This is a genomic window from Nonomuraea sp. NPDC052116, assembly GCF_040680035.1.
GTDB classification, from domain to species: Bacteria; Actinomycetota; Actinomycetes; order Streptosporangiales; family Streptosporangiaceae; genus Nonomuraea; species Nonomuraea angiospora_A.
The window spans coordinates 20,897-32,859 of record NZ_JBFAWA010000070.1 but is presented as its reverse complement, the minus strand read 5'-3'; the positions used below and the strand labels follow the sequence as shown (position 1 = coordinate 32,859).

Genomic DNA, 11,963 nt, shown 5'->3' with positions numbered 1-11,963 from the left:
CCTTCGCCTTCATCATCTGGGTGCGGGCCTCGCTGCCCCGCGTGCGCTACGACCAGCTCATGTCGCTGGGCTGGAAGGTGCTGATCCCCGTCAACCTGGCGTGGATCATGCTCGTGGCCGGCGTGCGCAGCGTGATGCTCAACGAGGAGTCCCGGATGATCGCCCTCGTGGTCACCGGGATCATCGTGATCGGCGGGCTGGCCATCTGGATGCGGTTCGACACCGTCGACCAGCGGCGCAAGGAGGCCCAGAAGGCCCAGGTCGAGGCCGAGTTCGAGGAACTGTCCGAAGAGCCGGCGGCAGGTGGCTTCCCGGTGCCGCCGCTCGATCTGCCGCACTACCACGGCGTCTCCCGGCCGTGAGCTCGGGTTAGAGCTGACCGACGCCGGCTTTGACCACTCGGTGCTCAGCGAGTTCCGGGATCGCCGCCTGCTCGACACGCTCTTGGAGCGTGCCGTGACCGCCGGGCTGCTTCGAGCCGGCGGTCGGCAGCGGACCGACTCCACTCACGTGCTCATGGCCATGCGCACGATGAATCGGCTGGAGCAGGTGCATGAGACGGTGCGCGCCCCGCTCAACGCGCTGGCCGCCGCAGCCCCCGACTGGCTGCTGGCCCAGGCCGAACCCGGATGGTTCGAGCGCTACGAGGCCCGCGTCGAGGACTATCGACTGCCGACGAACACAGCGGAGCGCATCCTGCTCGGCCACGAGATTGGTGCCGGTGGGAATGGTGTCCTGCGCGCGGTTTACTCGCAGGACGCTCCTGGGTGGCTGCGTGACATCCCCGCGGTGCAGACGCTGCGCCATGTATGGATCCAGCAGTACGTCACCATCGACGATCAACTGCGCTGGCGGACCCCTGACGAGCAGCCGCCGGGCACGACCCGCCAGATCTCGCCCTACGACGGCGATGCCCGAGCCGGAACCGGGCGCGACTCGCACTGGAACGGCTACAAGGTGCATCTCACGGAGACGTGCGACACCGACGCGCCGCATTTGATCACCCATGTGATCACCGCTCCGCCGCCCGGCAGCGACTACGAGGCCACCGGCAACGAAACCGATCAAGGCGGAACTCCGGTCGTCCGCGTGCGCTTTTCGATGCGTGACTGCAAGGCCTGTCCCAGCCGGGACCTGTGCACCCGCGGAGCCAAAGGGCGGCGCATCGCCCGGCGCCCACAGGAGGAGCACGAAGCCCTGCAACGCGCCCGGCAGAGGCAAAGCACGGACGAATGGCAGCAACGCTACGCCCACAGGGCAGGCGTGGAGGGCACCGGAACACGGCCGGCTCCAACCCGCACTTCGCACTTCGCCGCCTTACGCCCTGCGGCGTGACCGAATGGTCGGCGCGTAGAAGTGCAGCGGTTCACTCTTACGGTGAGCGCCGCAAACCAGGAGAATCGGTGCCCGGCGTGATCTTTTCAGCAAGTTGGTGCTCGTGGTGGTGGATGCCGTCGTGAGCAAGTTCGGTTGATCAATCACTCCAAACTTCGTGGACGTCTGTCGGGCACTCTGCCACCATCGCACGGTGACAGATGAAGCCGATCGCCAGACGTCGTTCCCCACCAGTCCGAAGCATGTGCGCTTTGTCGAGTTGTCGAGCACCGCGATGTCCGCTCTGCTCGATGGGGATCTGCCCACAGCCAGCAACACGGCTGGGGTGGCTCTGACCGAGTACTTCGTGACAGACAGAGCACGGTGGCTGTGGCGGATTCGGATCGACCGGATGGCCGCCGATCCTGGTCACGCACCGTGGATAGCGCGGCAGGTGGTAACCGGGCCCGAAGGTGTCGTCATCGGTCATGCCGGCTTTCACGGACCGCCGGATGAGGCGGGCATGGTAGAGATCGGCTACGCGGTCGCTCCCGACTTCCGTCGCCAGGGGTACGGCCGAGCCATCCTGATCGAGTTGCTGCGCCGGGCCGCGGCCGAACCGGCGGTCAAGACCGTACGGGCGACGATCAGTCCCGACAATGTGGCGTCCCTGGCCACGATCGCCGGCTTCGGCTTCGTCAAGGTTGGAGAAGACTGGGACGAAGAGGACGGTTTCGGACTCATCTTTGAAGTCCCTGCCAACCGCAGCTGCTAGATGCAAACCATCCTCATTCTGTTGCTTTCAGCGGTGAAGCTGGCTCGGCATACAGCTCCTGACACGGGAAAGGCCCCGTGATCACTGATGTTGATCACGGGGCCTTTCCCGTTCGATCTACTTCGCCAACCGGGGGGCGCCGGTCCTGATCAGCCGAAGCGCAGCGGCAGCGTGTCCGGGCCCTGGATCCCGAGGGGGCCCTGCCAGGCGACCGGCCCCGCGACGGAGGGCGGGCCCAGCCGGGCGGCGAGGATGGGAAGCGCCTCCCCGATCTCGACGCGGGCCAGAGCCGCGCCCAGGCAGTGGTGCGGGCCCGCGCCGAACTGCAGCGGGGGACTGTCCCTGACCGCCGTGATGTCGAATCGATCGGCGTTCTTGTGCGCGCGCGGGTCGCGCTGGGCGATGCTCACGCACATCGTGAGGAACGTCTCGCGCGCGATGTGCAGGCCCTCGTAGTCGAAGTCCTCCGCGGCGAACCGGTAGATGGTGCCCGCCGAGGGAAGCCAGCGCATCACCTCTTCGACGGCCTGGGCCGCCAGCTCCGGCCGCTGCCCCAGCAGGGTCCACTGGTCGGGGTGCTCGGCGAAGACGACCATGGCGTTCGCGAGCTGGTAGCGGGTGTTGTCCTGCGCGCCGAACACGAGCGTGACCAGCAGGTTGCGCAACTCGTCCCTGGTGACGCGGCCGTCGTCGGCCTGGTACGCCGCGACCAGGGCGGAGCTGAGGTCGTCGGTGGGCCTGGCCGACTTCTCCTCGATGAGGAAGTCGGCGTAGTCGTTCAGGCCGCGTACCGCGGCTTCCACCCTGGCGACGACATCGCCGCCGGTCGCGAGGCTGAAGACCAGGCCGATGTCCCTGGTCCAGGCTCCGAAGACGTCGTAGTCCTCGGGCGGCACGCCGAGCAACCGGCACATGACCGTCAGCGGCAGCCGGGAGCCGAAGTCCTCGACGAACTCGCACGTCCCGCCCGACGCCAGGCCCTCGGTCAGCTGCTCGGCCTGCTCCCGGATGAACGGCCGCAGGCTCTCCACCGTGCGCGCGGTGAACGCCTTGCTCGTCAGGCGGCGCAGGCGGCGGTGATCCTCTCCTTCGTGGTTGACGATCATCGGGACGAACCAGTCGTAGATCGGACCGTCGAAGACCCCGTTCGTCTCCAGGTACCGCTTGCCGTTGTGGTCCAGCCTCCGGTCGCGTAAGAGGTCATTGGCCTGCTCATATCGCAGGACGAGCAGGCCGATGGGGCTGGTCGCGTACCAGCTCTCCGCTTGGGCCGCGAAGACCTCGGGGGCGCCGAAATCGAAGGCCGGATCCAGGACATCGAGGAACGGCACGTTCGGGGGAGTGGGTTCCTGGCCCACGGATGTCGACAACGTCATCCTCCCTGCAGAGATGGGCGTACGGTCCACACTCCCCGGCATCACGGCGAAAATGAAGTAACGCGCCACGCACTCTTTTGAGTTATGACCATCCGTCCGGTGCGGTCAGGACGCCGTGTTCTTCTTGCGGAAGGCGGCCAGTTCCTTGGCGGCCTCGTTCAAATCCTTGGCGGTGTCGATGGCCCGCCAGTACACCCCTTGCGGCAACTCATAACCCGCCAGGCGACGCTGGCGGGCGAGGTAGGGGAACGTGCTCCGCTCATGGTCGCCGACATCCGGGAGCATCGAGGCGAACTCGGCGGAGAAGACATAGACCCCGGCATTGATCGGATAGGGCGACGGCGGAGCCTCGACGAAGTCCAGGACGTTGCCGAAACGGTCGATGTCGACGGTGCCCCAAGGGAGCCGGGGACGAGCCAGGGCGAGGGTGGCATGGGCGTCACGCTCATGGTGGAAGTCCGCCATGTCGCGCAGGCTGAAGCGGGTCCAGATGTCGCCGTTGGTCGCGTACCAGGGCTCATCCGGCCGGGGCAGAGAGGCGGCGGCGAACTTCAGCCCGCCACCACGCCCGAGCGCCTCGGTCTCGATCACCGGGGTCACCTTGAGCGGCAGACTCGCCCCGCTCAGCCAGTCGAGCACGACCTCGGAGAGGTAGCCGCAGGAGATGATGGCATCGGTCACTCCCTCCGCCGCCAGCCATTCCAGCTGGTGGCCGATGATGGGCAGGCCGGTGCCCGGGATCTCGATCATCGGCTTGGGGTGGGTGTCGGTGTAAGGGCGCAGGCGTGATCCCTTGCCACCGGCGAGGATCACGGCCTGGGTCACCGGCCGCGATACCAGCGGCGACTCACCGGCGGACGGGATGAGATCATCGAAGGTCATCCCCGCAATTTATACGCGGTCGAGCAACCCGCGCCGACACGCTCACCCGGCCCCGAAGCGTTCGGCGAACGCGGCCCGGTTAGCCGACTCCTCCGACCGGGCCCACACCGCGAACACCACCCGTTCGAACACCCCGCCCTCGGCCAGGTGGGTGTGGAAGGCCGCGGCGACCTCATGCGGGTCGTTGCGGAACACCCCGCACCCCCACGCCCCGAGCACGAGGTGCCGCGCGCCGTGGTGCGCGGCGACCGCCAGCACGCGCCCGGCACGCTCGTGCAGCGCCCGCCGGATCCGCGGCCCCGCGCCGGGATCGCGCCGCAGCAGTTGCCCGGCGTTGGGCGCGGGCGAGGTCAGGAACGAGACCAGGTACGGCTCGCTCAGCAGCCGGCCGCGGTCGTCGCGGTGCACCGGCACGTCGGGAGACCAGATGACCCGGTGGCTGTACAGCAGGTCGGAGGAGGCGCGGTGCGCGGCGTAGTAGTCGGGGGCGTTCAGCAGACACGGGTACAGCAGGCTCGCGCGGCACAGGTCCTCCTCCTGCGCCTTGGCCCCGCCGAGGTAGCCGCCCCCGGGGTTGCGCGCCGAGGCGAAGTTCAGCACGGCGATCCGTTCGGCGCCCGCCAGGTGCAGCCGCCGCGCGGCCTGCAGGCTGCCTTCCGCGGTGACCTCGAAAGACGTCCGGTGGCCCGCGGCGGCCGGCGCGGCGATCGGCTCGTCCGGCGGATGACTCACCGTGCTGGCGATCGCCGCCGCCAGCGCGGGACCCACGGTGACGAGGGTGCCGTCCCCGGCGGTGTACTGCCCGTCGGCGGCGATCTGTTCGTTCACCGTCGCGACATGGCTCAATCTGTTGCCCACGCGTCCGCATCGTAGATCGTGACCGCCGCCGCGATCGAACGATTTTGCGGCCCGGCCCGTCCGCGTGGCGGTCCTGCACGCGGCTACGGGCAGTCGAGTGCGGTCTCGTCCGGGAACATGGCGGGTCGGTGAAAGCCGGGTGCGGTGCGCGAACGGCAGGCTGTCCTGGCCAGGCAAGCTGCCGTCACACAAAGGGGAGTACTTTCATGTCGACTGTCGTGATCGCCGCCGCGGCGGTGTTCTTCCTCGGGATGGGCGTCTACGGCCTCCTCGCGCCTGCCGCGCTGATCAGGCCGTTCCGGATCGTGGCCGACTCGGTCGAGGCCCGGACCGAGGTTCGTGCCGTGTACGGAGGCTTCGGCGTGGCCGTCGCGGGCCTGCTGCTGGCCGCGGCGGCCGACATGGGCGGGATCCGGACGGGCGTGGTCGTGACCGTCGCCGGATCCCTGCTGGGCATGGCCGCCGGCCGGCTGGTGGCGCGGACGGTCGAGCGGTCGTCGGCGTTCTATCCCTCGTGGCTGTATTTCTGGGTGGAGACCGTGGGCGGCGGCGCGCTGCTGGCCGCCATCGCCTGGTGAGCCGTCCCGTCACACCAGGCGATCCAGGCACCGGACCGTGAGCTGCCGGGAGAGCAGCGCACTCGGGGGAAGGCCGAACATCGCGTGGAACGCGGTGCTGAAGTGGGAGGGGCTGGCGAAGTAGCCGTCGGCCGCGGCCCGGGTGAGGTTCTCGCCCGCGGCCAGCGCACGAGCGGCCCGGTGCATCTGCGCCCACAGCCGAAACCTCCGGTACGAGGTGCCCGTACGTTCCCTGAACAACCGCAGGAAGCGCGACTCCGACAGTCCCAGCTCGGCGGCCAGCAGCGCGGCGGGCAAGGGCTCGTCCGCGCCGATCAGGCGGCGCATGGCGGCGGCGATCCGGGGGTCGGTGAACGACGGCGTCTCATGGCCGGTGGCCTCGTCCGTCCAGGCGGTGATCTGCCCGTCCGGGCTGTGCGCGGAGATGGCCGCCGCCCGGACCAGAAGGCCGGCCTCGGCTTCGTGACCGGTCATGACGCCGTAATCGCCGCCGGTGAACCTGGCCCGGCATGCACGGTCCTCGGCCGAGCCCGGGTTGAGGTAGAGGAAGACCATGCGGTCGCCGCCCGCCGTGAGCTGGTGCCGGACCCGTGGCGGGATGAGAGCGGTCCGCGCCCGCAGTTCGCCGCCGGGCGCGCGCCGTACGGCGAAGGGCGCGTCCACGCCGACGGCCACGCACGCCACCGCGCCGGAGTGCGGGCCCAGCCGCAGGGACGGCCCGGCGTACAGGGCGCGGCCGGGCCACAGCCACACCGCCGCCTCCCCGCCCACAGCTTCCCGGACCGGGGGCGACGGACAGGTCCGTGAAAGCGCTGACATCGACGTCTCCCGCAGGCTTGCCGGATCATGAAGGTTCATCGGAGGATACGGTGCGCTTGTTCACCCATCGGCATCGCGTTGTCCTGCGGCACAATCGTGTGATGACCGATCATTTGTTGCCTTTCATCGGACTGTGCCTGCTGATCACGATTACGCCCGGTCTCGACACTGCCGTGGTCGTCCGCAGCACGATGAAGTCCGGCCGGTCAGCGGGTATGCGGACCGCGCTCGGTTGTGCGGCGGGGCTCTTCGTGCACGCCACGCTGGTCGCCTTTGGTCTGGCGGAGCTGTTGTTGCGCAGCGAGGCGCTGTTCGCGCTCGTCAAGTTCACCGGTGCGGTGGTGCTGGTCGTCCTCGGCGCCCGTTCGCTGTGGGCGGCCTGGCGTATCGGCCCCGCGCACGGGGGTGTCGAACCGGCTCTCACCGAGCCCGAACGGCGCGCCACGCCATTCCTGCAAGGGCTCCTGACCAACCTCACGAATCCGAAGGCCACGCTGTTCTTTCTGGCCGCTCTCCCGCAGTTCGTGCCGGCCGGCTCGCCGGGCCAGGCCGTGCCGGTCGCCTTGGGACTGGCGATGATCGCTGTCGCCTTCAGCATGACCGGGCTGGGCCTGATCGCCCTGAGCGTGCACCGCGTTCGTCACCTGCTCCGCTCCCGGCGCGTCCGGCGCGTCCAGGAGGCGCTCCTCGGCGCCACCCTGATCGCGCTCGGAGTCCGGGTGGCCACCGAGTAACCCCCGGCCGTGCTCCGTGCCCGTCAGCCACGGCGCAACTCCTTGATCAGCTTGGCCTGGCAGCGGACCTTGCAGAGCAGCCAGCCCTGCACCAGCCCCGCCACGAAGGCGGCGGCGACCGGCGCGTACTTGATCGCGCCCGGCGGCAGCAGCATCGCCAGACCGTCCAGCTCCCGCGTCGCGGGCCGGGCGGGAACCGACGCGGCCGAGAGGGCCGGGGCGCCGATGAGGGTGGCGAGGTTCGCGGCGAACTGCTGCAGCAGCCTGCCGGACACGGTCGCGATGGCTCCCTTGCCGAACTGCACGATCTTCCCGCGGATCAGCAGGTCGGTGCGGACCCGCAGCAGCGACCCGGCCGGCGCTTCCTCCACGGTGAGGACGACCTCGGCCTCGGCGTCGCCGCCGCCATGCGTGTCGGCGCCCCGCCCCTGCAGCCGCAGCAGCCGCCGCCCGGCGTCCACCTCCAGAAAGCGGACCGTGCCGGTGTACGCGGCGGTGACGGGGCCGACCTTGACGGTGACCCCACCCTGGTAGGCGTCGCCATCGCGGCCGTCGAGCGCGGCGCCCGGCAGGCACGTCACGACCCGTTCCACGTCGCTGATCAGCGCGAAGACCTCGTCGGGCGGGCCGGGGACGGTGATCTCGTTGTCCAGGATCATCGCGCGTCTCCCCGGGCCTCGCGCCGCTCGCGGGCGCACCGTTCGATCGCGTCGACGATGCTCTGGTAGCCGGTGCACCGGCACAGGTTCGAGGACACCACCTCGCGGATCTCCTCTCGTGTCGCGTCGGGACGTCCGGCGAGGAATCCCTCGGCGAGCATCAGGAATCCGGGCGTGCAGAACCCGCACTGCAGCCCGTGGCAGGCCGAGAACGCTCGCTGCAGGTCGTTCAGCCCGCCGTCGTGGGACAGTGACTCCACCGTGCGGATGTCCCGCCCCTCGGCCTGCGCGGCGAAGATCAGGCATGCGCGCACGGGGGCGCCGTCGAGCAGGACCGTGCAGGCGCCGCAGACGCCGTGCTCGCAGCCGACGTGCGTACCGGTCAGGCCGAGGTGGTGGCGCAGCACGTCCACCAGCGTGTAGCGCGATTCGATCACCAGGTCGTCGTGGCGCCGGCCGTTCACGGTCAGGCTGATCAGCAGTTTCTCCGTCACGGGCACGCTCCGATCGCCCGCTGCACCGTCTCGGGCCTGATGGGGGTGTCGTCCAGCTCCACGCCGGTGGACCGGAGGGCGTCGTTGACCGCGTTGAGCACCGCAGCCGGGGCGCCGATGGTGCCGCCCTCGCCGGCCCCCTTCGCGCCGCTCTCGGTGAACGCGCACGGCGTCTGCAGGTGGTGGATCTCGATGTCCGGGATCTCGCAGGCGGTGGGCACCTTGTAGTCGATGAACGACGCGCACTCCGGCTCCCCCTGGGCGTCGTAGGTGACCTGCTCGAACAGCGCCCCGGCGATGCCCTGCGCGATGCCCCCGCGGCACTGGCCCTCGACGACCTGCGGGTTGATGGCCACGCCGCAGTCCTCCACGCAGACGTAGCGCAGGATCTCCACCTGCCCCGTGCCGGGGTGCAGCTCCACGACCACGCCGTGCGCGGCGTTGGAGAACGTGCCGTCGCCCTGCACGTCGAACGACGCGCTCGCGGTCAGTCCCGGCTCGGCGTCCTTCGGCAGCAGGTGTGCCTTCAGGTAGGCCACCTCGGCCAGCTCGCGGTAGGACAGGGCGCGCCCGTGATCGTCGCGCCGCCGTACGGACCCGTCGTGCAGTTCGACGTTGTCGCCGGTGGTGTCCAGCAGGTACGCGGCCAGGCGCAGCAGCCGGTCGCCCAGCGCGCTCGCCGCCCGGGCGACGGCGCTGCCGCCGATGGTGGCCGACCGGCTGGCGAACGTCCCGAACCCGTACGGGACCCGGTCGGTGTCACCCTGATGGATCTTGACTTGGGCGATGTCCAGCCGCAGCCGGTCGGCGACGATCTGGGCCATCGTGGTCTCGTGGCTCTGCCCGTGGCTCATCGTGCCGGTGGTCACGGTCACGGTGCCGCTCAGGTCCATCCGCGCCTCGGCCAGGTCGAAGCCGGGCACCACCGCCATCTTGCGCCTGGCGAAGGCGGCGGAGCCGTAGCCGGTGCGCTCGTTGAAGCAGGAGTAGCCGATGCCGACATGGCGGCCCTCGGCGGCGGCGGCCTCCCGGCGCTCGTACCAGCCCTCGTCGCGCAGCAGCCGCTCGCAGAAGTCCAGCGACTCCAGGTAGGAGCCGGGGTCGTAGGTGACGTCGTTGACCCCGGTGTAGGGGAACTCGGTGATCAGGTTGCGCCGCCGGACCTCCACCGGGTCCAGGTCCAGCTCGCGGGCGGCCCGCTCCATCAGCCGCTCCATGACCATGACGATCTGCGGCCTGCTCACCCCTCGGTACGGCGCCGACGGCGCCTTGTTGGTGGTGACGGCCCGGGCGCGCACCCGGTAGGCGGGCACCCGGTAGACGCCGGGCAGCTCCGCCGAGGCCATCAGCGGCTCGATCCCGGCCGTGAACGGATAGCAGGAGTAGGCGCCCATGTCGCACACGATGCCGGCGTCCAGCGCGAGCATCCTGCCGTCCTCGTCGAACGCGGCGCGCACGTCGTAGTGCTGCTCGCGGGCCAGGAACGACGCGGTGAGCGCGTCGCGCCGGTCCTCGATCCACTTGACCGGGCGGCGCAGCCGCAGGGCCGCCGCGGCGGCGGCGAGCTCCTCCCGGCCGACGACGCACTTCAGCCCGAAGCCGCCGCCCATGTCGGGCGCGATGACGCGGACGGCTCGCTCGTCCAGGCCGAGACATTCGGCCAGCAGGGTGCGGACGAGGTGCGGCACCTGCGTGCAGGTGTGCACCACGAGCTGTTCCTCGCGCGGGTCCCAGCTCGCGACGGCGCCCCGGGTCTCCAGCGGCAGCGCGTTCTGCCGGGCGGAGTTCACCCGCACACGCACCACTCGGTGCGCCCCCGCGAACACGGCGTCGATGCCCTCGGTGGCGAACATCGACACGTCCACCAGCGTGTTGGCCGCGGCGGCGGGGTGCAGGAGCGGCGCGCCGGGGGCGAGCGCCTGCTCGGCGGAGACCACCGGCCGGTCCGCCTCATAGGTCACCCGGGCCGCCTCCACGCCGTCCTCCACGGCGTAGGGGTTGCCGGCGAGCACGACGGCGACCGGCTCGCCGACGTAGCGCACCCGGTCGCGGGCCAGCACCGGCATCGCCGTCGGCACGAACTCCGACGGCGGCCGGTCGAGGATCGCGGTGATGTCGCCCAGGTCGAGGTCGGCGGCGGTGAACGCGGCCACCACGCCAGGCGTCGCCAGCGTCGCGGACAGGTCGACACCGGTCACGGTGCCGTGGGCGACCGTGCTGCGGACGAACTGCGCGTGCAGCGTCCCGGGCACGTGGAGGTCGTCGACGAACCTCCCGTGACCGCTCAGCAGCCGCGGGTCCTCCCGGCGGGCGGCCGACCTTCCGACCCAGCTCATCGCGTCATCGCCGCCTCGCAAGCGCGTTCGACCAGGGTCCGGGTGAGAACCCGGCGATATCCGGAGCCGCCGTTGCCGTCCGACGGCGGGTCGATGGCCGCCGCGGCGGCCTCGGCGCATTCGGCGAACGTCCCGCCGCCGGCCAGCACCGCCTCGGCCGCCGGAACCCGCACCGGCGCGGGGGCGACGCCGCCGAGCACGACGCGATGGGTGTCGAGATCGACGGCGGCGGCCACGACGGCGAAGTCGCCCCGCCGCTCGGCGTGCTCGGTGAGGGCCGCACGCGGCGCGGGACGGGGGAACACCACCTCGACGATCAGCTCCTCCGGCGCCAGCGTCGTCGTGTAGAAGCCGAGGAACAGGTCCCCGGCGGGGACGCGGCGGCGGCGCCCGCTCGCCCCCTGGACGACCACCTCGGCGTCCAGCAGCAGCGCGAGCAGGCACCACTCGGCGGTGGCGTCGCCGTGCGCGAGGCTGCCGCCCACCGTGCCGCGGGTGCGGACGGGCAGGTGCCCGACCCACCGCATCGCCTCCCGCAGCACGGCGAAACCGGGGCCGAGCGCCGCCCGCTCCACCTCGTGGTGCGTGGTGAGCGCCCCCACGCGCAGCGCGCCGTCCTCCTCCTGGAGGCGGGCCAGTTCGCCGCGCAGCCCGCCCAGGTCGACCAGGTGCGCCGGCCGGGCGAGGCGGAAGTTCATCATGGCGACCAGGCTCTGGCCGCCCGCGAGATATTTGGCGTCCTCGCCCAGCTCCACGAGCAGGGAGATCGCACCGGCGACGTCGCGGGCGCGGTGGTAGGTGAACGGCGCGGGCTTCATCACGTGCTCGCGGTCACCGTGTCGCCGGACGGGCCGGTGATGCGGTCGAGCGCCACGTGGTACATCGTCATGATCGTGATGGACGGGAGCCAGGCGGCGGAGGTCACCCGCGGGCTGAACGCCCAGACCAGGCGGAGCCGGCCGGGCGCCGCCCGAAGGCCGCGTGACCCGCCGCCGACGATCGTGACGTGGTACGACTGGCTCGCCGCCAACGCTCCTCCAGCCTCTCCTGATCGGGGCCAGAATTAATCCGAACACGGACGATCGAAAGAAAGCAAGAGGTGGGGCAGGATATGACTCCAGTGAGACGAGGAACTGAC

The 11,963-nt window shown here is 70.7% G+C and carries 14 protein-coding genes; 5 read left to right on the top strand and 9 right to left on the bottom strand.

Going from position 1 to position 11,963, the window contains the following annotated elements; translation table 11 throughout:
* The 3 genes from AB0L65_RS61135 to AB0L65_RS61125 form a co-directional block, all read left to right on the top strand.
* Positions 1-362, top strand: a 362-nt coding sequence (locus AB0L65_RS61135; RefSeq protein ID WP_364266661.1) for an NADH-quinone oxidoreductase subunit H, incomplete at its 5' end; no start/stop codon positions are given.
* Positions 363-402: 40 nt separating this feature from the next.
* Positions 403-1,335, top strand: a complete 933-nt coding sequence (locus AB0L65_RS61130) for a transposase (RefSeq protein WP_364266658.1) — start codon at positions 403-405, stop codon at positions 1,333-1,335.
* 193 nt (positions 1,336-1,528) lie between these two features.
* Entirely contained in the window at positions 1,529-2,089 is a 561-nt protein-coding gene (locus tag AB0L65_RS61125) for a GNAT family protein (RefSeq protein WP_364266656.1), read from the top strand.
* A gap of 149 nt (positions 2,090-2,238) precedes the next feature.
* On the opposite strand, the gene AB0L65_RS61120 is transcribed toward AB0L65_RS61125, so the two are convergent.
* From AB0L65_RS61120 to AB0L65_RS61110, 3 genes are all read right to left on the bottom strand, one after another.
* Positions 2,239-3,459, bottom strand: a complete 1,221-nt coding sequence (locus AB0L65_RS61120) for a cytochrome P450 (RefSeq protein WP_364266653.1) — start codon at positions 3,457-3,459, stop codon at positions 2,239-2,241.
* 111 nt (positions 3,460-3,570) lie between these two features.
* Positions 3,571-4,347 (bottom strand): nucleotidyltransferase family protein, encoded by a 777-nt coding sequence (locus tag AB0L65_RS61115; protein ID WP_364266650.1) that lies wholly within the window; start codon positions 4,345-4,347, stop codon positions 3,571-3,573.
* Positions 4,348-4,389: 42 nt separating this feature from the next.
* Positions 4,390-5,205, bottom strand: coding sequence for a TIGR02452 family protein (locus tag AB0L65_RS61110; protein ID WP_364266647.1), 816 nt, complete (start codon positions 5,203-5,205; stop codon positions 4,390-4,392).
* Positions 5,206-5,411: 206 nt separating this feature from the next.
* Between AB0L65_RS61110 and AB0L65_RS61105 the strand changes: the two genes are divergently transcribed.
* Entirely contained in the window at positions 5,412-5,783 is a 372-nt protein-coding gene (locus AB0L65_RS61105) for a DUF4345 family protein (protein WP_364266645.1), read from the top strand.
* 9 nt (positions 5,784-5,792) lie between these two features.
* Here AB0L65_RS61105 and AB0L65_RS61100 read toward each other — a convergent pair whose 3' ends face one another.
* The gene (locus tag AB0L65_RS61100) at positions 5,793-6,536 is read right to left on the bottom strand and encodes a helix-turn-helix domain-containing protein (RefSeq protein ID WP_364266642.1); all 744 of its coding nucleotides are present in this window, start codon (positions 6,534-6,536) and stop codon (positions 5,793-5,795) included.
* 50 nt (positions 6,537-6,586) lie between these two features.
* On the opposite strand from AB0L65_RS61100, the gene AB0L65_RS61095 reads away from it, so the two are divergent.
* Positions 6,587-7,336: a LysE family translocator gene (locus tag AB0L65_RS61095; protein ID WP_364266639.1), complete on the top strand. Its 750-nt coding sequence runs from the start codon at positions 6,587-6,589 to the stop codon at positions 7,334-7,336.
* Between the two features lie 23 nt (positions 7,337-7,359).
* Here the strand turns inward: AB0L65_RS61095 and AB0L65_RS61090 are convergent, their stop codons facing one another.
* The 5 genes from AB0L65_RS61090 to AB0L65_RS61070 are packed head-to-tail and all read right to left on the bottom strand — an operon-like array spanning position 7,360 to position 11,855.
* Entirely contained in the window at positions 7,360-7,995 is a 636-nt protein-coding gene (locus AB0L65_RS61090; protein WP_364266636.1) for an SRPBCC family protein, read from the bottom strand.
* Positions 7,992-8,489: a (2Fe-2S)-binding protein gene (locus AB0L65_RS61085; RefSeq protein ID WP_364266633.1), complete on the bottom strand. Its 498-nt coding sequence runs from the start codon at positions 8,487-8,489 to the stop codon at positions 7,992-7,994. Before AB0L65_RS61085 ends, AB0L65_RS61090 begins: the two co-directional genes overlap by 4 nt.
* Complete coding sequence (locus AB0L65_RS61080; RefSeq protein WP_364266630.1) at positions 8,486-10,825, bottom strand: xanthine dehydrogenase family protein molybdopterin-binding subunit; 2,340 nt, start codon at positions 10,823-10,825, stop codon at positions 8,486-8,488. The genes AB0L65_RS61085 and AB0L65_RS61080 overlap by 4 nt, the downstream gene beginning before the upstream one ends.
* Positions 10,822-11,643, bottom strand: coding sequence for an FAD binding domain-containing protein (locus tag AB0L65_RS61075; RefSeq protein ID WP_364266667.1), 822 nt, complete (start codon positions 11,641-11,643; stop codon positions 10,822-10,824). Before AB0L65_RS61075 ends, AB0L65_RS61080 begins: the two co-directional genes overlap by 4 nt.
* Positions 11,643-11,855 (bottom strand): hypothetical protein, encoded by a 213-nt coding sequence (locus AB0L65_RS61070; RefSeq protein WP_364266627.1) that lies wholly within the window; start codon positions 11,853-11,855, stop codon positions 11,643-11,645. The genes AB0L65_RS61075 and AB0L65_RS61070 overlap by 1 nt, the downstream gene beginning before the upstream one ends.
* Between the last annotated feature and the right edge of the window lie 108 nt (positions 11,856-11,963).